The following is a 23,524-nucleotide window of genomic DNA, read 5'->3' on the forward strand; positions in this document are numbered from 1 at the left end:
CAACTCAGTGATGGAGCGCTTCTTCCTGAGCTTGAAAATGGAGCGGGTATGGCGGCGCGATTACGCCAACCACGCCGAAGCGATACGTGACATTACTGAATACATCGTTGGGTTTTACAACAACGAGCGGCTGCACTCGAAACTCGGATATCTGCCACCGACCGTTTACGAACGGGAGATGGCGTCGAAATCACCTATCGAGGTGTCCGGAATTAGTTGACCACGACACAGCCCAACGGGGATAAATCCCCTCACCACAGTTCGCCAGCTGCTACAGGGTATGCGGTGCGGTTGATGGCGGGTATTGGACACATTGCCACGCGGACACATTCCAGATACATAAGTGCGCTTTCATGGTCCCGTCCCCCATCATAATGAGAGCGTTGCCATGTTCCATAAACTGCAGCAAGCCGCCCGACTTCTCAGCCAGGGCGCGCGTTTGATGATCGGCGTCCCCGATTACGACAACTATGTCGCTCAAATGGCGCTCAAACACCCGGAAGAACCGGTCATGAGCCATTCGGCGTTTCTTCGTGAGCGTCAGGAAGCCCGCTACGGCGGCAAGCAATGCACGACGCGTTGCTGCTGAAAACCGCTCGAAACGCGGCAATCCGCACAATATCTTCGCCATTGCGTTACGGCTGCTAAGCTTCGACGTTGCAGCGTCCGAGCCTTTGCGGGATCGGGCGTTGAGCGTGGCCATGGAGTACGACTTCAGTATCAAAAACCACTTCAACAGGGGTGGCGAGCGATTGTCGATAACCTGCACGGAGGCAGGCAATGGTGATCAAGCACGTTGGCAATGCGAGTGCCGAGGGTGTTCCCGAGCCACTTGATCGTGAAGAGATGGAACGGGTGCTGGCGCTGCTGCTGGCCAGTCCGGTGTTTGCGAAGTCCAGGCGGATGGGCAGCCTGTTGCGTTTTATGGTCGATCACGACCTTCAATTTTCCAACATCCCGCTCACCGAGCACGCCATCGGCATTGCGGTGTTTCGCCGTGACCCGGCGGTTTACTGCACGGGCGACGATCCGGTGGTGCGCGTCCAGGTGGGCCGGTTGCGGCGCAAACTCGCGATACATTACGCCACCCAGGGCCAGCAGGACCCGGTACGTCTGAGCATTCCGGCCGGATGTTATCGGCTGGCTTACCAGCGGCTCAGACCCAAAAGCCTCGCGACTCGCCATCCTGTCCTGCAGATTCAGCCGTTTACCTGTATCACCAGTGACGGCGATGACTTTACCCGGGGCTTGTGTGAAGAGTTGAGCTGCCGGCTGTTCGAGTCGTTCGAGCAGACGCAAAGCCAAGGCAACCACGTGTTGATGAAGGTGCCGCGAAACAGCGTTAAAGCACTGGACGTTGTGCGGGCCGGGCGCGGTAACTATTCCCTTGAGGGCAGCGTGCGGGTGGAACCGAGCCGTGTCCGGGCATCGTTGCGCCTGATTGATGTCGCTCAGGGCCGGATCCGCTGGTCAGAGCAATTCGATCGCAATCGACCTTACGGCATTGCGACCCAGGAAGATCTGGCGGAGTCCATTTGTCGGTCGTTGACGGGCTATTTCGCCCGGGGTGGGGGGGACGTTTCCTGAATAAAAGGGGCAACCGCAAGGTTGCCCCCGGTGTGACGGTTACACCGTTTTCCATTCCCCTTCTTCGTAGAGGCGGGTTGCGTTGTTATCGAAGGTCAGGTCGATTTCGACGGCTTTTGACCGTGAGGTGCTGAACATGGTGCTGGTTTGCACGTTCTGTTCGAACCATACAAGAATGGACTCCTTAGGCGTCAGGGCGGTATCGCCGGTGACCACCTGCGCCGCGGCAACGTAGATGGGGGTGCTGACCTGTGTGCCGTCAATGCCGGTGGACAACTGGTTGATGCCGGGGTGGATCGGACCGTAGTTGTTTATCAGCGTGATGGACGTATCAGGGCCACCGGTTACCGCCGAACCCAGCAGGCCTTCTTCGCTGAGTACAGACTGTTGTCCCAGACCAATGCTGACGATGTTCGTCGCGACCTGGACCGCTACGTTAGCCTGAAAACTGTTCGACCCGAACAACTGATACTGGGGCGTCCAGCTGAAACCGTTGTTGCTCAAATACTTGTCATAGGATTGCCAGACGACGTTGTAGGCTTCGGTACCGACCTTTTTCGCAAAGCACAGCTTGTATTTGGACTGTTTGAGTAAGGTCAGATCACCGGCTGCGATCTCTATCGTGACTGACTTTTGAGTGGCCGCCAGGGTCGACGTCAGCACCTTGCTGTAGTCCGACGTTTTCAGAGCCGTGGGGGCAACACCCTGGAACGATTTGAGGGCCTCTTGCACATCATTGTGAAGTTGCAGAGCTTGTTTGCTTACAGCGCTCGACTTACTCATGGCTTTCCTCTTCCTTGGTTGTGTTAGGCAATCAATGGGCAGCGGGCAGCGAATCCGACAAGTGATCGGGCAGCACCCCCTAAACACATTGACGGCTTCACATTAGGCGCAAGATTCAGGGTGGCGAAGTGTCTTGGCGTTACAGCGGGGAGGGCGGTTAAATCGGCAAGGTAACAGCCTGCGTAACCGGGTTGTATCAAGGAATATTGCGAGGTGAAACAGCGGGGCGGCCGTGCGACCGCCCCACATTGGCCTCATGCAGCCGGGCTACTCACCTTCGCGTCCGCCCAGACGAAGTTCCAGCTGGTTCGTTTCCCTTTGGCAATGTTGATCAGGTTGTTCTCATAAGTAGTGTGATTGACCGTGCCGGTGTAAGTCAGTTTCCGGGCCGCATTGGTCCCGGTGACATCCCCGGGTTTGCCGCCAGAGTCGGTCATGGCCTTTTTCATATCGGCTTCCGACGGGGCACTGCTCTGATTTTTTTCAACGGTTACGAAACTCATGGTGTCACCTCTTCCGTGATGGGGGGATCGGCGGACTGCAGGCCGGCACTTTTTTCGTCCCGGCCCACACACCGAAGCCAATACTCTATTGGCCTGCCGCGCATCGCAGAAGTGACAACACGGTCGGTAAGGTAACAACGCGGATACAGAAAATAGAGCGATGTAACGGCTACGTATCAGCCCGCGACATCACTTCGCTTTCCAGTGACCACCACCCGATTCGCAATCGATCTTCGATTGGTTCAAGTGTTCCGCACCGTAGTAATACGTGGTGACTTGGGCGTTCTCGGGAATATTGAGCGACTTGCTGTTCTTGTCCTTGCTGGTGGAGTGGGGGTTGGCCAGGGACTCTTGAGTCAGCGTCGCGATGCAGGTGGCCTGATACTGATCGTCGCACTGTTCGACTTTTTTCTTGGTGCTGGTGAGCATTTCCTTGCTTTCGTTGCTGCACGACCAATCGATGGCGTTCACCGGCATACCTTCGTACTCATAGCAGCTATGGGACTCGACCACCGGGACGGAAGGGCTTTGGGATCGGGTCAGGACGTCACAGCCTTCAGCGAATGCCAGCGCGGGACTCAGGCTGGCGAGCAGAAACAGCAGTCTACGTTTCATCGGGATTTCCTCTCCAATGGCGCCGCTCGTGATCAAAGATTGGCGCTGATAGGGTTTCGAATACGTGAAGAGGCGCGGGGTTCAATTCGTTTTTTGATTTGACGGGGTGGCTGCTTCGCAGCCCAACGGGGCGATGCGGCTGCGCAGCAGTCGTAAACCTGTGCACACGGTTTTCCTGATGCACCGCAGCGCCTGACATCACGACTGCTTCGCAGCCGAACGCAGGCTTCGCCAGCTGCTACACAGGTCGAGTTGCGGCTCTACTGCGCAATAAACTCGCGAATCGCCTGAATGGTCTGCGTCGGCGCTTCTTCCATCAGCCAATGTCCCGCCCCCGGTATCACCACTTCCGTCACCGTGTCCGCCGCGTTGCGCATCACGATCGCTTCGTTATTTCCAAAGGATTTCTCACCGCCGATGGCCAGCACCGGCATCGTCAGTTTTGTTTTCATCGACGCTTCGTTGTCCACCGCAAATGTCGCCCGCCTGGGTCTTCTTGTCGTAGCCACTATCCGGGATCGAGGACAAGCCCATGCCACGCAGGTCCGGCACCACGACGGTGTGGTCCTTGGCCAGATCAGCTGCCAGTGGCGCCCACATGTCGCCGGTGTCGCCGAAGCCATGCAACATCACCACGGCGGGGCCTTTGCCGCCGACGCGCACATGAATCGTGGCGCCTTCGACCGGGATGTCCTGAACTCGAAAACCGGCAGGAAAGGGCGTCACCCCGGCATGGGCCGGGATGCTCAATGCAAGCAAAAAAGCGCTCAACAGGATACGGATCATCACGGTGCCCCCGTCAGTCCCCGGGGAAGGAACCCCGAAAGCAATGTGGATGAGCGTAGACCGTTTGATCCGTAGAAGGAGTGCCCTCTCGTTCGCACGAGAGGGCAGGTGCCGACCTCAGGTGTGATGAATCTCCCGGTCCTTGGTTTCCGGCATGAAGAATATGCCCAGAACGGCCGTCATCACGGCGATGACGATCGGGTACCAGAGGCCGTAGTAGATATCACCCGTGGCCGCCACCATGGCGAACGCCACCGTCGGCAGGAAGCCGCCGAACCAGCCGTTGCCGATGTGGTAGGGCAGCGACATCGAGGTGTAACGGATGCGCGCCGGGAACAGCTCCACCAGCCAGGCTGCGATCGGGCCGTAGACCATGGTCACGTAGATCACGAGGATGGTCAGGAGTAGCAGCACCATCGGGTAGTTGGTCTTGGCCGGGTCGGCTTTCTCGGGGTAGCCGGCTTCTTTGAGCGAGGCACCGAGGGAGGCGGTGAAGGCATCGTTCTTGGCTTTGAAGTCGGCGGCCGGCATGCCGGTGCCCTCGAAGCTCTGGATCACCTTGTCACCGATGCGCACCTGCGCGACGGCACCCGGTTCAGCCTTCTCGTTCTTGTAGGGGATGGCCCGCTTCGCCAGAACGGTCTTGGCGAGGTCGCAGGAGCTGGTGAATTTGGCCTTACCCACCGGGTCGAACTGGAACGAACACTGGTCGGGATCGGCGATCACCGTGACCGGGTTCTTCTCCTGCGCGACGAACACGTCGGGGTTACCGTATTGGGTCAGCGCATGGAAGATCGGGAAGTAAGTCAGCGCTGCGATAATGCAGCCGGCCATGATGATCCCTTTGCGGCCGATGCGGTCGGACAGGCTGCCGAAGATGACGAAGAACGGCGTGCCGATCAGCAGCGAGCCGGCGATCAGCAAGTTGGCGGTCTGCGGGTCGATCTTCAGCGTTTGCAGCAGGAAGAACAGCGCATAGAACTGCCCCGTGTACCAGACGACGGCCTGGCCGGCAGTGCCGCCGAGCAGGGCCATGATCACGATTTTGAGGTTGTCCCAACGGGCAAAGGACTCCGTCAGCGGCGCCTTGGAAGACTTGCCCTCAGCCTTCATTTTCAGGAACACCGGCGACTCGCTGAGCTGCAAGCGGATGTACACCGAGATGATCAGCAGCAGGATCGACAGCAGGAACGGAATCCGCCAGCCCCAGGCCTCGAAGGCTTCGGTGCCAAGGATGGTGCGGCAAGCAAGGATCACCAGAAGCGACAGGAACAGCCCGAGGGTCGCCGTGGTCTGAATCCACGAAGTGAAATAGCCCCGCTTGCCTTTCGGCGCATGCTCGGCGACGTAGGTCGCCGCACCGCCGTACTCACCACCCAGGGCCAGGCCTTGCAACAGCCGCAAAGTGATCAGAATGATTGGCGCCGCCACGCCGATGGTCGCGTAGCCGGGCAGGAAGCCCACGATGGCGGTGGAGATACCCATGATCACAATGGTGATGAGGAAGGTGTGTTTGCGCCCGATCATGTCGCCCAGTCGGCCGAACACGATGGCCCCGAATGGACGCACCGCGAAGCCTGCGGCGAACGCGAGCAGCGCGAAGATGAAGGACGTTGTCTCATTGACGCCAGCGAAGAAGTGCTTGGCGATGATCGCGGCCAGGGAGCCGTAAAGGTAAAAGTCGTACCACTCGAACACGGTGCCCAGGGACGAGGCGAAGATGACCTTGCGCTCCTCCTTGGTAATGCCGTGGTGGGGCGCGCTGCCCGTGGAAGTGTTGTCGATTGCGGCCATGAGTCTTCTCCGTCGTTCTTGTTTTAGGCCGGAGTACCTCATTACCTTTTTTGCCGCACCCAGGCCCTTGGGCTGATGTCGTCGGATTACGGATTGCGCGAAGCATGCACACAGGTTGACGGCCTCGCATCGCTGCAAGGTTTCATGAAGCATAATCGGCTTCGCGCAGATATCCACTCGACATCACGCTTAGCCGCTGGATCAGGTGGCGAGTCGGGCCGCAGGGCTCAGTTCGCAACCATTCGTTTAATCAATAATCACCATCAAGGAATGCGAGTTCAGTTTTTTTGTCATGAGAGGAGGATAGCGTCATACCAAAGTCGCCTCTGAAGGAACCTGCGCGATGAGAATATCTACCTTGCTGGCCCTTGTCGCTGTATTGACCGGCAGTGTTGCCGCCACCGTGCCGGCCTACGCGGCTGACCCGTCCTGCCATTTCCTTCCGGTGGCCGACAGCACCGCCAGCTTGCAGCACACTCAATCGGTGGGCGTGCTCTACAGCGAAAACACCCTCAACACGATCGAATACCTTGAGCAGTACCATTCTGTCGCGCTGAACGGCGCGAAGAACCCGGCGCTGGATTCGCGTATCAGCAACGCCTTCGTCAACAGCTCCGATCCGAAACTGGCGATCAACTGGCTGATGGTCTCGCTGCAAAAACAATTCGCCTCAGTGACCGTCTACGACAATCTCGACGCAGTGGTGCAAGCCCACCCGGATGTGGTGGTGATGCTGGACACCTACAGCCGTCTGGTGTCCAAGCGCAACAACCAGGTCGAGGCGCGTTTCCTGGCCAAGTTCTACGACTCGAATTTGCAATACATCGGCAAGGCCGAAGGCTCCCGTGAACAACAGATGCCTTCGGTCTGGGTGCACGGCAAAGCTGCCCCGGACATTGCCGCGCAGATTGACCGGCAAAACGTGGTGCAGGTGAATGCGTTGAAGCAGTTTGATGCGTCGTTGAAGGCGCTGGTGACGTCTGGTAACGGGGCGCAAGTCGCCAGCAACTGACGCACATTCAAGGTGATCCGTTAAGCCGCCAAACCTTGTGGCGAGGGGGCTTGCCCCCGTTGGGTCGCGCAGCGGCCCCCAAACCTGCAACCGCGTTAATTCAGAAAAAACGCGTGCACAGGATTACGAATGCTGCGCAGCCGAACGGGGGTAAACCCCCTCGCCACAGGGTGTTGGTGAATTCCTCACATCGAGGTCTGACCGCTCCCTCTGTGAGGAAGGCCGGCCAGATGATTCTCAGATTTATTCAAGCGCCACGCTCATCAGGAGGCGCACAACCTCGGTTTCCACAGCGCCTTCGTCGCCACTCTCACAAAAGGCCGCACAACTCGCCGTGCGACTGCCATCAATGCAGCGGTAGACCGCAACGACGCTGCCCGGTCCGGCTCCGGTGTGACCACTCAAGGTGACGCCACCCTCCACCTTGCCCTGCATCAAACCGAGGCCGTAACCCGGCGCAATCCAGGGACGTCCCGCAATCGGTCCGCCAAGCGTGCGTGCCGTTTGCATCTCCCGCAGCAATGATTGCGGCAACAGATGCCCGCCCAATAAACGATCCAGACACAGAACCGCGTCAGCAAGCGGACCGACCAGCAATCCGTGATAGACCCAGCGCGGGTCGTAATTCGCGGTCACGCCCATGTTGATGCCCTCCAGATCGGCTCGCGTCGTTGCAAGGCGCACGCGCGATAAACCGAGAGGGGAGAACACGCGTCGCGTCAGTGCTTCCTCAAGTGCGAGGCCTGTCACGCGTTCAATGAGTCTGGCGACGAACAGGTAGCCCACGTTCGAATATCGCCAACCGTCTCCCGGTGCGTAGCGCAACCGGGCGGCATCAAGCCGTTGCAGCAATTCATCGGCTGACCAAGGTGTCTCATGGTGGGCTACGGCGGTGTGGTATTCGGCGAGCTCATCGTAATCCGCCAGCCCCGCTTCATGCCGCAAGAGTTGGCGCAGGGTGAGCGGACCTTCATGCACAACATCGTCCAGACCGATCAATCCATCACGCACCAGCGACAGCGCCGCGGCAGCCAGAACCGTCTTGGTAAAACTCCACCACGGCACCGTTACGTCGGGCTGGTCTGGCGTGAGTAATGAACCGTTTGAGACAAGGGCGAAATGCATTTGGAGACTGCTCTGGATGGAGGCGTCGGGGGAGTTTGCCAGAAAACAAAACCGCGATTGTGTTTGTGCAACGCTTTGGCTAATCTCGCACAAACACGCAAAAGCAGGCATAAACATGCAAGATCAGCATTCGGCTACCGAGCTTCCTTCCGTCCGCCGGCAGAAAATCCTCCTGATCCTCGAACGCGACGGCAAGGTCATGGCCTCGGAATTAAGCCAGCATTTCGCAGTTTCAGAAGACACCATTCGCCGCGATCTGTCGGAGCTGCACAGCGCCGGCCTGGTGCAACGCGTCCACGGTGGCGCGCTGCCTCGTCCCAAGGACACCGGCAAGGATTACTTCACCCGCGTCGGCGAAACCGATGAAGTGAAAACCCACCTGGCACAACTCGCCTCACGCCGCGTGCAAAATGGCCAGATTGTGATGTTCGATTCCGGCAGCACCACCCTGCAGATCGCCCGGTCGCTGCCTTCGGACATTTGCATCACGGCCATCACGGCGTCGCCGATGATTGCGATCACGTTGGCGGAATACAAAGGCGTCAAGGTGATCCTGGCCGGTGGCCAACTCAATCCGGCGACGATGTCTGCCAGCGGGCATGAAACCTTGCGGCTGATCCAGTGCATCAAGGCTGATCTGCTGTTCACCGGGGTTTGCGCGATTCACCCGGGCGTCGGCATCAGCTCGCTGCATTTTGATGAAGTGCCGGTCAAGCAGGCGATGCTCGACAGCGCTTCCCATGTGGTGGCCGTGACCACGGCCGACAAACTCGGGGCGGTGGAGCCTTTCGTGGTCGCGCCGTGCAACCGCGTGCATACGCTGATTACCGAGCAGCACGTGGCGTCGGGCGATGTCGGGGATTATCGGAAACTGGGGATTGAAGTGGTGCAGGCTGACGCGTGAAGCGAAGCCTGCACGCAAAGGTGCAGAACGCTAAACCAGATATTTGTTAAACCAGGCTACTGTCCTGTCCCACGCAAGCTTCGCCGCGGCTTCATCGTAGCGAGGCGTGGAGTCGTTATGAAAACCGTGATTACAGCCTGCGTAAATGAACGCCTCGTAGGTTTTGCCCGACGCTTTCAGCGCTGTTTCATAGTCCGGCCATCCGTCATTAATGCCCTTGTCCAGTTCGCCGTAATGCAGCAGCAGCGGCGCCTTGATTCTCGGCACATCTTCGGCCTTTGGCTGACGGCCATAAAAGGGCACGGCGGCCGCCAGTTCCGGGTAGGCCACAGCGGCCGCATTGGAGACGCCACCGCCATAGCAGAACCCGGTGATACCGACTTTTCCCGTGGTCTTGTCATTTTTCATCAGCCACTCAATGGCGGCAAAGAAGTCATTCATCAGTTTTTCGGGATCGACAGTCGCCTGTAGTTCCTTGCCTTTGTCGTCGTTGCCGGGATAGCCGCCCACTGAACTCAGGCCATCGGGGGCGAGTGCAATAAAACCTGCTTTGGCGACTCGCCGGGCAACGTCCTCGATGTAAGGATTGAGCCCGCGGTTTTCATGCACGACCAACACCGCCGGCACCTTGCCCGTGGCTTTGGCCGGGCGCACCAGATAGCCGCGGACATTGCCGTGGCCCTTGGGCGAGGGATAGGAAATGTACTCGGCGAGAATGTCCGGGTCGGTAAATTCAACCTGTTCGGCGAGCGCGTAGTTCGGGCTCAGGGCGGCGAGGAGGGCACTGGCCGTCAAACCGCCCAGGGTGAACAGCGCGGCTCGATCAAGAAACTCGCGCCGGTTGATCTTGCCATGGGCGTAGTAGTCGTAGAGCTCAAGCAGTTCCGGGGCGAAGTCTTTGGCGGTGAGACGATCCATGGGGGCGCTTCCCGTTGGTTCAGGATGTGAATCAGTAAAGCAGTGTTTGGCGCACTGATTCAGTTTTCGAAGCAGGACGCCAGGAAACTCATCACCGCCTGCACTGACGGGGTGTGCCGGATGTCGCTGTGGACCACCAGCCACACTTCACGCGTAAGCCCCGCGCCCACGGTCTCCATCGCTTGCAAGCCGTAGTGCTCGCCAAGAAAGCACGGCAATGCCGCAATGCCGCAATGCCGCAACGCCGGTGCCTGCCCGGGCAATGGTCGCCTGGATGTTCAAATCATTGCTGCGCAGCAGGATCGGCCGATCCCCTGCTTGTTGCTTGAGCCAGACCTGTTGCGGAGTTTGTTCCATGGTCTCGTCGTAGGCGATGAAGGCCAAATCTTCCGGCGCCGTTCTGGATAAATAATCCGTCGAGCCATACAGGTGAAACTGCACCGTTGCGACCTTGCGTGCCACCAGGTCCGGCTCCTTGGGACGCCTCAGGCGCACGGCAATATCGGCTTCGCGCCGCGACAACGAAGCGCTGTCCAGGCTGCCAATCAACTGCAAGGACAGCCGCGGATGCTGGGTGCGCAACGCATTGATTCGCGGCGCGATCAACGCGCAGGCCAGGGCGGGCGGGGCACTGACGGTGACTTCAGCGCTAAAGCTGTCCTGCCCGGCCAACGCCGTGCGCTGCACCGCGAAAGACTCGCTTTCCATGCGCCGCCCTAACTGGGCAGTACGTTCGCCGTCCTCGGTGATGACATAGGAACGAGGGCGCCGGTCCACCAGCTTGAGATTCAGCGAGTTCTCGAGCGCACTGATGCGCCGCGCCACCGTGGCGTGGTCGACCTTGAGCTGGCGAGCCGCTGCGGACAACGACTGCTCGTGGGCGAAGACGATGAAGTAGCGAAGATCCTCCCAATCGAACATGGGCGTTTTCTCACATGAAGGGTGAATAAATGGGGAATTTTGCCCCGACGACAAGCCTGCAAGAATTCTTCAACACCTGACAAGCAGGTCTGAAGCATTCCGCAGTTTGCCGAGTGTTCATCGCACGACTTGACGAGGAAAAAGCCATGTCAAAATCAACGCCTCTCGCCTATGCCGGGATCGTCGGTGCCACGTTTTTCTGGGGCACCAACTTCAATGCCGGTGCCTACATCATCAAGAGCATGGCACCGATCAGCGCATCTATTGAGCGCTTTGCCATTTCCACCTTGTTGCTCGTGCTTATTTTCGGCCTGGCGGGCAAGTTGCGCCTCAGCACGCTGAAGAACAATCTACCGGCCTTTATCGGTCTGGGCCTGCTGGGCTTTACCGCGTTCAACCTTGCAACATTCTTCGGCCTGCAAACCACCACGCCCATCAACGGCGCACTGATCCTGGCGACCACGCCGCTCTGGACGATGATTTTTGCGGTGCTGCTGGAAGGCGAGCGCATCGATCGCGGCCGTGCCATCGGGCTGGTCCTGGGTTTGCTGGGCGTTGGCCTGGTGATTACGCGAGGGGATATCCAGGTGCTGCTCGGGTTGAAAGTGGCGACCGGCGACGCAATCATTCTGGCCGGCAGCATCGCCTGGGCGGCCAACATGGTTGGCACCCGGCGCTTCGTCAAAGACTCGACACCGCTGTAAACCACCACGTTCTCGATGCTGTTCGGGGTTATTGGCCTGATCGTGCTCGGCTTCATCTATGAGAAGCCGATTGCCAATATCAGCACCGCTTCGTTGTCGGTTCATGACGCCGTTGTCTACCTGGCTGTTTTCGGTTCGTTGATTGCTTACTGGCTGTGGTTCAAAGGGATTCACACCATCGGTGCGGCGCGTACGTCGATCTTCTTCAACCTGGCCCCTGTGTTCACTATGTTGGTGTCCTCGGTACTCGGTGTGCTGCCCAATGTCTGGTAGTTGCTGGGGGCGGGGGGCGTGATTCTCGGGGTGGTGTTTGCTTCGGGGTTGGTGTTCAGCACGGCGCAACCCTCGGTAGTCAAGGTCCGTACTGGCCTGGCAGATGAGGCCGCTTAATAGGGCAATGCTGGTCACTTAAAACAATCTTCAGGCTAGCAATAAATCTGTGGCGAGGGGATTTATCCCCGTTCGGCTGCGAAGCAGTCGCCAATCCGGACAACTCAGTCTGTCTGCCCGGTCGCTGGGGTCGCTTCGCAACCCAACGGGGATAAATCCCCTCGCCACAAATGTGGGGGTTTCACCCCGTGTAGGAAGCGCGCACCGAGTCAATAAACATCGCCGCAGAGTCATTGTTTAAGGCCTCTCAAAGTTACTTCCTGAAAGCTACAAAACCTTGCGCCGTTACCTACGGCTGCGCCAGAATCCGCCGGCTTGTGTGGCGTGGGCCTTGGTTTTATCGTTTCCGTGTCGCTGACAATTCAGCGGTCGGGCTTGGAAACTCGACGGGTAAACGACACGAAGGCACCTCTTCATAACGTACTTTTTCGCACGATGTGCATTCCGTTATGGCAGCTGTGCGTGGGAGACCTTATAGGTCTGCCGGGCTCGTTTACCCTGGTTTTCCAACCCGCGTACAGCTGCCACCCCTTCGCTTGGAAACGAACGTGGCAGCTCCACCCAGTAAACGAGGATTTACCATGTTCAAGGTCACACCAAATCCGCCGGACACTGATCCGGCCTCCCCGTACGAACCCGATTCAAAGAAGCTCAATGAGGCCGCCGAGCGGGCTCTAGACTTTCACTTCCCGTCGAGTGCCGACATCAAAGCCACCCCACGAACACGCAGCACCCTGTTTTCCGTAGACCCCGAGGCTACGGCCGAAACCCTGGCGGTTTATTTGGTCGAGACGCTGGCCTCGGTCGATGTGATGGTGCACCAGTTGGTGGATCATCTGGAGGGGGAATCGCGTTATGCGCTGCTGGGTATTTCCAACAGCATCATGACGGCGGAGATCACGGCGAATCGGGTGCTTGATAAGATTGATCTGTCCAGGTAGTCGGTAACTTGTTTGGTTGTGCAGCGGTGCCTATTTTGGGCTGCTGCGCAGCCCAACGGGGGTAAACCCCCTCGCCACAAGGGTTCGTCATGGGTGAGGCAGAGTCAGACACCCGGACAATCGCGGAGTTATTACGTTATTTGCGTTCTCCTGCGAAGAAGAACCCCAGTGGCCTGCTGATCACTGGGGTTTTTCGTGGCCGTGAAATCGGCCGGCTGCGCCGGGTATTGGCGTGGATGTTTTAGTGCCTGGCTAGCGAACGCTTGGCGTCTATTGCTGTTTGGAAGACGAAGAAACGTCAGTCGATTTATTGTCACTCGTTGACTGATTTTTCATTGCGTCTACGTCCACAAACTCCTCCGATAAGGCTTTTTTACGAAGTCGCGGCTTTCCAAAGGTCATACCGCTTTGGTTGGCACCTCGGTTGGTTCCCGCTTGGAGGCCGACAATCCCATTTTTTGTATCAATATCAAAATCCATAGCTAGTAGCTCCATGCAAATAGGCATGCAAAGCGCACAACCTGTAACACTCATTCTGTTCGCACTTTATGAATTGGAAACCTGTCAGAGTTGACAGTTTTTTAGGCTATTTTTAAGTGGCGAGTGGTCCGGTTAATCGCTCTGGCTATATAGACGGTCATTACTTTTTAAAGTGATTTTGGCCTTTGGCTTCTTGCCCGAAGGGCATTAGGGTTGTTGTTGGCTGGTCTAACGCTATCGCGAGCAAGCTCGCTCCTACAGGGGGGCTGGATGCGCTCTGTGCCGTTCACCGAATCCAAGCTATTGGCCGCGATGAAACACCACGGCAGATACCAGCACCTGATCTTCATCGATTCGATGTAAAAAAAGACCCGCTGATGCATGCACCAGCAGGTCAATTGGCTTGCCGTTCAGTGCGGCTTTTGTTGTACAGCCCCACATTCAGTTCTGCTCTTCGCAGGCCTGAGCCATTTTGAAGTAGGTGAAGGCTTCGACATTCCCGGAGGTGTCCAGATAAGTGAGTTTGGCGTTGACCACTTCGCAATCGGCGGAACGAGGCTCCTCAAGGGAAATGACTTTGGCCACGTCGATCGGCATGCCGTAGTGATAAGGCTTGGCGGGTACATTGGGCGGGTCTGCAAACGCGTTACTGGTGAGTGCTACCAAGGCGAAAGCAGCACTGGCGAACAAAGTACGGGTATTCATGGGTGTGTCTCCGGTTACTTCAAACAGGTCGGCGAATACTGCAACGCCGATCCATGCAAAAGGCTCCTGACATCCATCACGACTTCAGGTGGTCGCGCGCCGTGTGGGGGTGTCAGGATCTGCAGAAGCAATATGAAAAAAAATGTCGGTTTCATGTTGCAGTTCAACTCGAGTGCTCAGAGTCCGATCAAGTCGCGATGAACTTCCAGCGAATTACGCTCTACCCAGTTGTGCGCCAGCAGGCCATCCGGGCAAACTTCCCAGACCGCAGTGCCGAGCATTTCAAACGGGCTATTGCATGTGCGGCCACCAATAAATCCCTGGTTCTTTCCGGCCAGTTTCCAGCGAGAGGCGACACGAGTGCCTTCGGCATTCTGAAACGTCTCGATACTGCCAAATTCAAAGTCTTCAATTTTTGACAGAAAGACGCCGATCCATTGAATGAAGGCTTCGCGACCGACGATATCGATGCCTCCGGAGTTAATAACAAAGTCCTCGGCGACGAAGCGAGCGGCGGCGTGCGGGTCTTTTGCCTGCCAAACTTCGCGCCAGAAACTTTCAACAATCTCTACTGCTTTATTGACTGCCATTTTGGAACTCCTCGTATTCAGGTTGAGTACGATGTTCGGCATTTGCTATCTAGAATACAAACGCATAAATTTAATGGCATCCAGTTGAAAAGCGAATTCATCATGCAAGCCAGCGACCTTGAGATCGACCTGCTACGGGCGTTTATCGCGGTGGCGGAGACCGGCAGTTTTACGGCTGCTGCCGAAGTGATCGCGCGGTCGCAATCGGCGGTGAGCCAGAAGATCATCCGGCTGGAAGAGGTGCTTGGTTTTCGTGTCTTCGAACGCACTAGCCGCGCGCTGACGCTGACCCCGGACGGCGAGCGCCTGCTGGTGGGCGCGCGCCGGATGATGGTGCATTTCGAGTCCTTCATGCGGGATATCAAGGCGCCGGCCACCGTCAATCTGCTGCGCCTGGGGATCTCGGAAAACCTCGTACCGACCCAGCTGCCCAAGCTGCTGTCGCGCTTCACCCAGTTGTATCCCGACATTCAACTGGAACTGACCACGGGACTGAGCGACGACCTGCTCACCGACTACGAAACCGGGTTACTCGACGTGGTCATTTCCAAGCGAAAATTCAGTTCCGGCACAACGCGAGGTCGAGTCATCTGGCGCGAGCCGTTGGTGTGGATTGCCGCGAAGGATTACCAAATCGAATCGGCCAAACCTGTGCGCCTGGTAATGATGCGGCCACCCTGTGCATACCGGGCAATCATGATCGAGGCGTTGGCCACCGTCGGGCGGGAATGGGCATCAGCGTGCCTGGCCAGCAATTTGATGGGCGTTCAAGCGGCCGTTGCCGGTGGGTTGGGGATTACAGCGTTGGGGACGTCGTTTTTGCAGGAAGGGATGCGGATACTGGAACCGTCGGAGAAGTTACCGACGTTACCCAGCACAGAGGTGGCGGTGGTTGGGGATGATGTTCGTACTCAACATCTTGTGCAGCCGTTGGTGTCGTTGCTGACGGAAGGGTTGATGTCGGGGGGGCGTCTGACTTGATCCGCGCGTTGCAAGCCATAAACCCGGGCGGTTCGCCCGGGTTATGGACCGATTGACGTCTAGTGTCCGCCCACCACCATGCTACTGAACGGCGCGACATACGCCTGCAACGTGACCAACCCACCGACCAGAATCGCCAGCACTATTGAGTGGAAGAACACGTAACGCAGAATCTCCCCTTCATGCCCGTACCAGCGAGTTGCCGTGGAGGCGACCACGATCGACTGGGCGTCGACCATTTTGCCCATGACCCCGCCGGAACTGTTGGCCGCGGCCATCAACACCGGGCTGATCCCCAATTGTTCGGCGGTCACCCGTGCAAGCCGCCGAACAGTACGTTGGAAGCCGTGTCGGAGCCGGTCAAGGCTACGCCGAGCCAGCCGAGGAGGGTGCCGAACATGGGGTAGAAGATGCCTGTCGCGGCGAAGGCCAGGCCCATGGTGGCGTCGAGGCCCGAGTAGCGAGTGAGGAAGCCGAGCGCGAGCATGGCCACGATGGTGATGAGTGAGTAACGCACCACCCACAGCGTTCGCAGGTATTGGTGGATCAGTTGCGGGATGGAATATCCCATCAGCAGTCCGCCAAGAATCGCCGCCAGCAAGATGCCGCTACCGGTGCTGGTCAACCAGGTGAATTTGTACACCGCCTCTTCGGTTTTAACCGCAGGCACCACGGGGGGCACCTTCTCGATCTGCTGGTGAATGGTGGTGAAGGTCACGACCGGGGCGAAGATCGGGTTGGCTTCGCGCATCGGTTTGCCCTGTGGATCGAGCTTGGCCGAGTTGGTTTGCGGATCGATTGCCGGGCGGGTGTCGAACATGTTTTTGAAGCCTTGGGTGCCCCAGGCGAAGACGAAGACCGTGAGGATGATCCACGGCATCCACGCGCGCATTACGGCCGGTTTGGCATCGCTGGCAAAGGTCGCACTGGCTTCGGGTTTATGTTGATGCTCCTCTTCGATTTTCGAGTTGTCGACGCGTCCGGACAGGGCGGCCGAGGTGTGTATCGTGGCCGGTTTCCAGACCTTGAGGAAACCGGTCAGGCACGCCATGGAGATCAGCGCGGCGATCACGTCCACCAGCATCGGCCCGTGGTAGTTGGACACCAGGAATTGCGGCACGGCGAAACTGACCCCGGCGACCAGGATGGCCGGCCAGATTTCCAGCATCTTGCGCCAGCCGGCAAAGGCCCAGATCAACCAGAACGGGACGATCACCGAGAAGAACGGCAGTTGCCGGCCGACCATCATCGACAGCTCCATTTCATCCAGCCCGGTAACTTTGGCCAGCGTGATGATGGGCGTGCCCAGCGCACCGAATGCCACGGGCGCGGTGTTGGCAATCAATGCCAGGCCGGAGGCGGCCAGCGGCGAGAAGCCCAACCCGATCAGAATCGCCCCGGTCACCGCCACCGGCGTGCCGAACCCGGCAGCCCCTTCGAAGAAAGCGCCGAAGCAGAAGGCAATCAGCAGCAGTTGCAGGCGTCGATCGTCAGTGATGCGCGCCAGGGAATCCTGCGGCACTTTGAACGAGCCGTTCTCGGTGGTCAGCCGATGCAGGAAGATGATGTTGAGCACAATCCAGCCAATCGGCAGCAGGCCGTTGGCGGCGCCGTAGAGTGCCGCCGAGCCGGCCATGTTCGCGGGCATGCCGAAGGCAAAGATTGCGATCAATAGCGCTGAGCCAAGGGCCAGCAAGGCCGCCAGATGCGCCTTGATATGAAAGAACGCCAGGGATGCCAGCATCACCACCACGGGCACCGCCGCCATGATGGTTGAAAGCACCGGGTTACCGAAGGGGTCGTAGATTTGCTGCCAGACCATGTTCCACCTCTGCTTTTTATTGTTGGTAGTGCAGGCCCCGGGCGGGGTTGGTGGGATGGAGTATAGGTGGCATTACGCCGCTGTCCCGGGAGGTTCGTCGCGGGCGATCAGCGCCGCAAAATCTGGGTAATCACCCATCCCGACACCCACCCTCGCCACAGGGCAGGTGCTACAGGTGCCAGGATTCAATTTCAATCGGGTGTGCTGGCCCTCGACATGATTAGCGACATGAACAAGATTCGGCGTGCGGGTTTTACCGAAGTCGTCAACAATGAGGGGATCATGATCAACGCGTTGAAACGGCTTGCACAGAAGGGGGTTATTCCCGGTTAACCCGTTACTCGGCTATCACCGACGAGAGGAATGCAGCAATGACTGAACGCCATGAGGAATACAAGGAAACGCTTTCCAACGGATGCAGGATCGAGGTGAAAGCCGAGATATTAAAAGACGGCTCTCTGAAGATGTTCATCGGTGTCTACCGGCCGGATGGCTCGGTCATTGAGGAGGACAATCACCCGTCCCCGCATCTGTTGGACATGGAGGCGGCTTTGGAGTGGGCAATCGAAAAAGCCAAAAAAATCGGCGACAGCCAACATACGTTGTAAGAGCGGTGAATCACCGCTCTGTCCATCGCCCTTACGGCGTGCCGAACATGGCTGTCCAGTAAATCCCGGCGTCACTCTTTGGATCAACCGCATAGGCAGCGCCCAGTTCGCGGAATTTCGGGTTCATCAGGTTGGCGCAATGCCCGGCGCTGGCCAGCCAGCCATCGACGACCTTGCGCGGTGTGTCTTGCCCGGCGGCGATGTTCTCGCCGACCTCCTGATAGTTGTAACCCGCCAGCTCGGCGCGATCGCCCGGAGTGCGGCCGTCGCGGTCCTTGTGGTCGAAGAAGTTGTTGTTGGCCATGGACCGGGTATGCGCTTCTGCCGCGGCCGCCAGTGTGGCGTTCCAGGCCAGCGGTGTGGTCGCGGCAAACGGTTGACCACCGCACTGACGAGGTTGCGCGCGGGCGGTGTTGAGCATTTCGAGGAGCTTCTGGCCTTCCGCCGCGGCGTCACCCAGGCGCGCAGTCAATAGCGGTCGCGCGAGCACAATGCGCCAATCGCGTCCCTCGTGGCTGACACCGACGTCGATGAACTGCGGATTCAACACCACCTGGCAGAAGCTCTCCTTGATGGCCGTTATGGCGGACTGCGCATCACGCGGCCCGGACAAGGTGATCGCCTGCACGTTGACAATCGGGTACGACGCCCGGGCCATGGCCTGCTGCAAATCGACGGGCCCGCTGGGCGATAAAACCAGACGCGCATCGCTCGTCAGCGGTGGCAATTCCGGTGACGCCTGGCCAGCGCAGCGTTGCGACTGGCTGCGGTAAACGTTGATCGATTCGACCAGCTGCGTCTCTTCGGTGGCCATCGCGGTGGCGGTGAACACCAGACCCAATGACAACGCGGCAACATGCAAAACGGATGACGGAACGCGCATGGAAATCCTCCTTGAACTGAGTGCGTCCATGATGCGCGATTTCACCCCATGCCGCGCAATGCCTTTTTGCAGATTGTTGCACGCCTGATGAAATGATTTGGCTACTACACTGAAGCCAAGTCGCCAATGGGCGCTTCCCTCGACGCCATACAGAGTGTCTCCATCATGTTCCTCAAATGGTCAGTTACGTTTCTCGCCATTACCCTTCTCGCCGGTCAGGCCATCGCCGACGACCAGCAGCAAAAAAAAGAAGTAGCCGAAGACAAGGCCCAGGTGCTTGAGCACAAAGCCGCGGAGAAGGGTGGCGATGGGAAGCCAAAGGCAAGAACACCACCGACATGCAAGCGGTCGCCAGCGTGGTGATGAATCGCCTTGGCCACGCCGGTTTTCCCGACACGGTGTGCGCGGTGGTCAAGCAAGGTACCGAAACCAGGAGCTGCCAGTTTTCGTGGTGGTGCGACGGGCGCCCGGACACGGTCCAGGAAGAAACCCAATATGCCCAGGCCAAGGAAATCGCGCGCAAGGCGCTAAACAAACAGCTACCGGATATCACCCGTGGCGCGATGTATTTCCATGACCGCACGGTGAAACCGGACTGGTCCAGGGAGTACACCAAAACGGCTGAAACCGGGATGTTTCGATTTTACAAGCCGCATGATGGGTCGGCGAAGTAGGAAGTAGTTAAAAAGATCATGGGCGCTCAACGGGGCGCCCATGACGTGCAGCTAGAACTTCGCGTAGTTCAACGCATCGACCAGTGCCGCCCCCCCTATGCCGGTCAGTGAGAGCAACAGCGCTCTGACCAAAGGCTCTTCGGAGTAGCGTGAAAACGAACCGGTATTGAGCGTCGCGATGCGGTCGCGGATCATCTGGAATTTTTCGTAGCGAACGGGATCTCGAGCTTTTGGCGTTTCCAGCAAATAGGTATCCAGACGACGCAATGCAACGGTGCGTGCCTTTTCCGCCGCCCGACGCAACGACAGCGCGGAGGCGAGCAATATCAGCGCGGTCAGCAGGAAGGTGATGACGATACTGGGCGGTGTCGGCCAGTTATCGAACAAACTGCTGCGAGACGCCAACAGGATCAACATGACCACCGTCGGCGCATAGATCAGGCGGCTGACCGCCGAGGTCCGTTTGGCGATCAGCTGCATATCCACCCATTCGTCAATGCAGGAATGCTTGAGTACCCCGAAGATCTTCCGGTGTTCCTGCTGCAACGATTTGGGCCAGATTGCATGATGCTCGCTGAGGTGCCGAATGAATCGCGTCAGCAGCAGATTGGCATCCACGACCCAGAACACCAGCACCTGAAAAGCCAGGGTAGGAACCAGCCAACTGAGCATCCACACCATCGATTCGCCGCGTACGGGAATTCGCTCCATTGGCCAAATCACAAACAGCACACTGGTGACCACGACGAAAATCCACGTGGCGAGAAGGGCCCGCAGCATTCGAGCCCCGAACGAACCGCAAATGCAGTGCTCACCCCAGAAACGCGCGATGGAAATCATTTGCCGCCCATCCCCGCAGGTGGCCAGCGGGGATTTGCAGGTCTTCGACCATTTGTCATTGGCGCTCATCAGCGGGAAAAAAATCAGTAGCAGGCAATGCCCCAGTTCGTTGCACCAGCGGCGCAAGTTCCAGCGCCTGCCTTTGCGAATAAAACGTAGAACCTGCCCGCACAAACCCATTCGATATCGACGCATGTAATGCAGTAAATGGTAGTTCTTTTCGATCTCGGCCCTGTTGACGCGCAGGTTGCGCCAGCCCCAAGCCAGTGCCGAGAGGGAAATCAGTACGGCGGCCACGCGCAGCGCCACGGTTGGCCAGGCACTGATGCCTTCAAACAGGAACATCGGTTCACCCAGCCCGTCGCCGGTCAATGTGCTACGCATCTGATACGCCAGCATCAACGCAAGGATAAAACCGACGAGGGGGACAACGATGTACCACGCCGAAGAGTCGTAAAAACCACTGCCAGGCGTGGCAGTCGAGTCCTTGCTCTGAGCCGACTGCTCGGAGCGGCGGGTCAGGTTCGATGAAATGATACCCAGCAGGATCAGCACGAACGTGAACCAGAGAAACTCCGCATGCCAGAAGCGAGTGGCGATAAATGCACAGGCTGCCGCGACCATATACAGCGTCATGGGCACACCGCGCACCCAGTCCAGCTTGGCGTCGGGCTCGATTTTCGGTCCCGAGATCCACCGCCAGACAATGAATCCGGCGATTAAAAGAAGCATGACGATCAGTGGTCCGGCCCAGAAGACCGCTTGAGCGTGCTTGAATCGTTCGCGCACTGACTGGGAGGCCACTGGATAGGGCGGAGGCGATGGATCCTGAAGGCAGCGCAGTGACATAAGGTCGTGCGCACGTATGCTCTGATCCGACTTGGACAGGAGTGTTGGTGCCTCGCAACTCGTGGGGCGGTCAAGGGTCAGTGGGTTCGCCAGCGGGATAAAACCGCTGATGCCAACTTCATAGACGCCAGGCGAAAGCAGGTCCGATTTTGAGTAGTCGAATTTCGCTCGCTTGGCGTCGAAGGATTGTGGCGCCAATGCCGCCAGCACAGAGACAAACACCGAGCTTTGCAGGCTGTCGCGAAACGGCGGCACATCTTGTTGCAGGGCGCGTGTCAGTGTCAGTCCATAAGGCGCCGCCAGGATCAGGTTGCGGGTGGTTTCTGCCTGGCCTCGCTGCAGCATGCGTGCATCGAGGTCGGTGGAAAAGTACAACTTGTACGGCATACGGCTCTTGAGTGCCTGCAACACCAGCAGTTTGTCGTAGGCATCGACGCCCAGTATGGCGATGGCACCGATGCCGCTTTCGCCGTTGCGCCGATACGCCGCGTCCTCGCGTGCAATGTGGTCGGCGAGGCGTCGCAGGTAATCCAGCTGGGAATTTCCGTCGGCTTTCTCCAATGGGCTGAGGTCAAATTTGTTCGCGTCTTTGGTGTTTTTGCTGGCATCGGTGCTGGCTGTTTTATCACTGCTCGCGGATTCCTCCGGGAGGCGTCCATCCAGGCCTCGCAGATAGCTGAAGCGCAAAACCCACTGGTCGACGGCGGCCTTATCATCTTTGTCAGTCAGGCCGGCTTCGCCAGCAACCCACCCCTTGAAACTTTCGATCAGTGCCCGGCTGTAAAAACTGTCCCACTCGGAAATCAACGCGATACGGTCAGACGGCTGCGGCGAGCTTTCTTCCACGCACCTGGATTTGAATCGCTGCAAGTTGTCTTTGCTGCAACGCAACCCGGCGGCCGGATTTACATTGCGCAGTTTCATTTCCTCCAGGATCAACTGCGTCATGGTGCCGTCGTCGCTGACGGTGCGCAGCAGCTTCATGGGCAGTTTGTTGGGTAATGGTGGCGTCGGAAATTTGATGCTGTTTTTGAGCGTTATGTTGTCGGCGGTGGCCAAGGGTGAGTAGATCTCGACATTGGCGGTTGCCTGGGCGTTGGCTTCATCCTGATACATGCCACGCAGGATGGTCGAGGTAGCGGGGCCGATGACTTTGAGGATGGTGTGATGGTCGGCCACACCGGCGCAGGCCAGAGGGTAACTGTTCAAGGCTGTCTTGCACACCAGGCTTCGGCGCAGCTTTTCCAGTTGCTGCAGCGGCTGTGAACCCAGCGCGTCTTGTTTCACCCAGAACACAACGGTCTGGTTCGCTGGCTTCGGACTTCCATCCAGATCTGCAGGTGGATCGAGCGGATTGGAGACAAAGATTTCGTAGGGTACGTCCAGAAACCTCTCGGTGGTCGAGGGATCCACCGACAGGTCGGCCTTGAGTTTCAGACAATGGATGTACTGCTCCTGATCCGGCACCCTGTGCGAGTTCTTGAACCCGGCAAGCAGGGCATAACGCGTACGGCGCCGCCGCTCGACTTCGTCAGCGTAAGGGCCGCCTTCCACCAGCGAAACCATGATGTCCGGAGCAGTGGATGTGCCGGGCGGCAAGGAAACCCCCGGCGTGCACAACTGCTTGGCATCCGCACTGTCGCTAACTTTCAGCTTCTTGCGATAACGCTCCAGCGCATCGAACGGGTCCTGCCACAACCGTGCCTCAATGGGCAATTGCGCTTGAAACTGCGCACCGAGGGGCCGTGGTTCCAGGAACGGTTCACGGGTCAATGCAAACGTCGATACGACCAAACTGAGGATAACTGCGCTGCCTGGTAGCCAGAACGCCAGGTTAGTCCCCGAATCCTTGTTGTTATCCATGGCCTTTCCCTCGGAGTTCGGTCGGTTGTTACTTTTAATGTATAGACCTGATTAAAAAAACGGGTGGCAGACAAAAAATAGTCAGCGCGTTGAGGTTTTCGGTTCTGGCTGCTCTATCGGATGTGAATTGTGACGTGGGAAGTTGTCAGGTATTAAACGAAGGCTTTATGTTTTGTGTTGAATGCGTATTGAGTTGATGCGTCGCCTGAAGTGAGTGACTGGTTAAAGACGGGAAGAGGGTTGCAA

At 58.1% G+C, this 23,524-nt stretch carries 23 protein-coding genes and 3 pseudogenes; 12 read left to right on the top strand and 14 right to left on the bottom strand.

The annotated features are described in order from the left end of the window. The 3 genes from EYC95_RS09535 to EYC95_RS09545 all read left to right on the top strand — a co-directional run. Positions 1 to 220 (top strand): IS3 family transposase (locus EYC95_RS09535; protein WP_165557438.1); only part of this gene is annotated, 220 nt, incomplete at its 5' end. A gap of 168 nt (positions 221 to 388) precedes the next feature. After that, entirely contained in the window at positions 389 to 589 is a 201-nt protein-coding gene (locus tag EYC95_RS09540; RefSeq protein ID WP_131060128.1) for a YbdD/YjiX family protein, read from the top strand. Between the two features lie 191 nt (positions 590 to 780). Continuing rightward, a complete protein-coding gene (locus tag EYC95_RS09545; RefSeq protein WP_131060129.1) occupies positions 781 to 1,587 on the top strand; it encodes a hypothetical protein in 807 nt (268 codons plus the stop codon). A gap of 39 nt (positions 1,588 to 1,626) precedes the next feature. On the opposite strand, the gene EYC95_RS09550 is transcribed toward EYC95_RS09545, so the two are convergent. The 5 genes and pseudogenes from EYC95_RS09550 to EYC95_RS09570 all read right to left on the bottom strand — a co-directional run bounded on the left by EYC95_RS09550 (position 1,627) and on the right by EYC95_RS09570 (position 6,068). Next, positions 1,627 to 2,370: a hypothetical protein gene (locus tag EYC95_RS09550; RefSeq protein WP_131060130.1), complete on the bottom strand. Its 744-nt coding sequence runs from the start codon at positions 2,368 to 2,370 to the stop codon at positions 1,627 to 1,629. A gap of 254 nt (positions 2,371 to 2,624) precedes the next feature. Beyond that, positions 2,625 to 2,873: a hypothetical protein gene (locus EYC95_RS09555; RefSeq protein ID WP_131060131.1), complete on the bottom strand. Its 249-nt coding sequence runs from the start codon at positions 2,871 to 2,873 to the stop codon at positions 2,625 to 2,627. A 189-nt stretch (positions 2,874 to 3,062) separates the two neighbouring features. Then, a complete protein-coding gene (locus EYC95_RS09560) occupies positions 3,063 to 3,488 on the bottom strand; it encodes a hypothetical protein (protein WP_131060132.1) in 426 nt (141 codons plus the stop codon). Positions 3,489 to 3,748: 260 nt separating this feature from the next. Then, positions 3,749 to 4,274, bottom strand: a pseudogene (locus EYC95_RS09565) (alpha/beta fold hydrolase). Between the two features lie 117 nt (positions 4,275 to 4,391). Further along, entirely contained in the window at positions 4,392 to 6,068 is a 1,677-nt protein-coding gene (locus EYC95_RS09570; protein ID WP_131060133.1) for an MFS transporter, read from the bottom strand. A gap of 343 nt (positions 6,069 to 6,411) precedes the next feature. On the opposite strand from EYC95_RS09570, the gene EYC95_RS09575 reads away from it, so the two are divergent. After that, complete coding sequence (locus tag EYC95_RS09575; protein WP_131060134.1) at positions 6,412 to 7,080, top strand: ATPase; 669 nt, start codon at positions 6,412 to 6,414, stop codon at positions 7,078 to 7,080. A 243-nt stretch (positions 7,081 to 7,323) separates the two neighbouring features. On the opposite strand, the gene EYC95_RS09580 is transcribed toward EYC95_RS09575, so the two are convergent. Further along, positions 7,324 to 8,205: a serine hydrolase gene (locus EYC95_RS09580; protein ID WP_131060135.1), complete on the bottom strand. Its 882-nt coding sequence runs from the start codon at positions 8,203 to 8,205 to the stop codon at positions 7,324 to 7,326. Between the two features lie 115 nt (positions 8,206 to 8,320). On the opposite strand from EYC95_RS09580, the gene EYC95_RS09585 reads away from it, so the two are divergent. Further along, positions 8,321 to 9,109 (top strand): DeoR/GlpR family DNA-binding transcription regulator, encoded by a 789-nt coding sequence (locus tag EYC95_RS09585; protein WP_131060136.1) that lies wholly within the window; start codon positions 8,321 to 8,323, stop codon positions 9,107 to 9,109. A 30-nt stretch (positions 9,110 to 9,139) separates the two neighbouring features. On the opposite strand, the gene yghX is transcribed toward EYC95_RS09585, so the two are convergent. Next, positions 9,140 to 10,027, bottom strand: a complete 888-nt coding sequence (yghX, locus tag EYC95_RS09590; RefSeq protein WP_131060137.1) for a YghX family hydrolase — start codon at positions 10,025 to 10,027, stop codon at positions 9,140 to 9,142. A gap of 147 nt (positions 10,028 to 10,174) precedes the next feature. Beyond that, complete coding sequence (locus EYC95_RS09595) at positions 10,175 to 10,948, bottom strand: LysR family transcriptional regulator (protein ID WP_256656924.1); 774 nt, start codon at positions 10,946 to 10,948, stop codon at positions 10,175 to 10,177. A 146-nt stretch (positions 10,949 to 11,094) separates the two neighbouring features. Between EYC95_RS09595 and EYC95_RS09600 the strand changes: the two genes are divergently transcribed. From EYC95_RS09600 to EYC95_RS09605, 3 genes are all read left to right on the top strand, one after another. After that, the gene (locus EYC95_RS09600; RefSeq protein WP_256656925.1) at positions 11,095 to 11,652 is read left to right on the top strand and encodes a DMT family transporter; all 558 of its coding nucleotides are present in this window, start codon (positions 11,095 to 11,097) and stop codon (positions 11,650 to 11,652) included. A gap of 15 nt (positions 11,653 to 11,667) precedes the next feature. Further along, on the top strand, positions 11,668 to 11,925 hold the full coding sequence (locus EYC95_RS30540) for an EamA family transporter (RefSeq protein ID WP_256656926.1): 258 nt from the start codon (positions 11,668 to 11,670) through the stop codon (positions 11,923 to 11,925). A 698-nt stretch (positions 11,926 to 12,623) separates the two neighbouring features. Next, the gene (locus tag EYC95_RS09605) at positions 12,624 to 12,983 is read left to right on the top strand and encodes a DUF6124 family protein (RefSeq protein ID WP_131060138.1); all 360 of its coding nucleotides are present in this window, start codon (positions 12,624 to 12,626) and stop codon (positions 12,981 to 12,983) included. 270 nt (positions 12,984 to 13,253) lie between these two features. Here EYC95_RS09605 and EYC95_RS09610 read toward each other — a convergent pair whose 3' ends face one another. From EYC95_RS09610 to EYC95_RS09620, 3 genes are all read right to left on the bottom strand, one after another. Continuing rightward, on the bottom strand, positions 13,254 to 13,463 hold the full coding sequence (locus EYC95_RS09610) for a calponin repeat domain-containing protein (protein ID WP_165557446.1): 210 nt from the start codon (positions 13,461 to 13,463) through the stop codon (positions 13,254 to 13,256). 441 nt (positions 13,464 to 13,904) lie between these two features. Continuing rightward, complete coding sequence (locus EYC95_RS09615; RefSeq protein ID WP_131060140.1) at positions 13,905 to 14,168, bottom strand: DUF2790 domain-containing protein; 264 nt, start codon at positions 14,166 to 14,168, stop codon at positions 13,905 to 13,907. Positions 14,169 to 14,344: 176 nt separating this feature from the next. Next, positions 14,345 to 14,758, bottom strand: coding sequence for an ester cyclase (locus tag EYC95_RS09620; protein ID WP_131060141.1), 414 nt, complete (start codon positions 14,756 to 14,758; stop codon positions 14,345 to 14,347). Between the two features lie 102 nt (positions 14,759 to 14,860). On the opposite strand from EYC95_RS09620, the gene EYC95_RS09625 reads away from it, so the two are divergent. Continuing rightward, positions 14,861 to 15,739, top strand: a complete 879-nt coding sequence (locus EYC95_RS09625; protein WP_131060142.1) for a LysR substrate-binding domain-containing protein — start codon at positions 14,861 to 14,863, stop codon at positions 15,737 to 15,739. 59 nt (positions 15,740 to 15,798) lie between these two features. On the opposite strand, the pseudogene EYC95_RS09630 reads toward EYC95_RS09625, so the two are convergent. Further along, positions 15,799 to 17,561: pseudogene (locus tag EYC95_RS09630) on the bottom strand (L-lactate permease). A 66-nt stretch (positions 17,562 to 17,627) separates the two neighbouring features. Between EYC95_RS09630 and EYC95_RS09635 the strand changes: the two are divergent. Beyond that, positions 17,628 to 17,894, top strand: a complete 267-nt coding sequence (locus tag EYC95_RS09635; protein WP_131060143.1) for a hypothetical protein — start codon at positions 17,628 to 17,630, stop codon at positions 17,892 to 17,894. 38 nt (positions 17,895 to 17,932) lie between these two features. After that, positions 17,933 to 18,169, top strand: a complete 237-nt coding sequence (locus EYC95_RS09640) for a hypothetical protein (protein WP_131060144.1) — start codon at positions 17,933 to 17,935, stop codon at positions 18,167 to 18,169. A 31-nt stretch (positions 18,170 to 18,200) separates the two neighbouring features. Here the strand turns inward: EYC95_RS09640 and EYC95_RS09645 are convergent, their stop codons facing one another. Then, positions 18,201 to 19,052 carry a CAP domain-containing protein gene (locus tag EYC95_RS09645; RefSeq protein ID WP_131060145.1) on the bottom strand — a complete coding sequence of 284 codons (852 nt, stop codon included), beginning with the start codon at positions 19,050 to 19,052 and terminating at the stop codon, positions 18,201 to 18,203. 165 nt (positions 19,053 to 19,217) lie between these two features. Here EYC95_RS09645 and EYC95_RS09650 point away from each other — a divergent pair. After that, positions 19,218 to 19,726: pseudogene (locus tag EYC95_RS09650) on the top strand (cell wall hydrolase). A 51-nt stretch (positions 19,727 to 19,777) separates the two neighbouring features. Here EYC95_RS09650 and EYC95_RS09655 read toward each other — a convergent pair. Further along, positions 19,778 to 23,278 (bottom strand): hypothetical protein, encoded by a 3,501-nt coding sequence (locus EYC95_RS09655; protein ID WP_131060146.1) that lies wholly within the window; start codon positions 23,276 to 23,278, stop codon positions 19,778 to 19,780. Positions 23,279 to 23,524: the final 246 nt, after the last annotated feature.

Source organism: Pseudomonas sp. BGI-2 (assembly GCF_004310295.1).
GTDB lineage: Bacteria > Pseudomonadota > Gammaproteobacteria > Pseudomonadales > Pseudomonadaceae > Aquipseudomonas.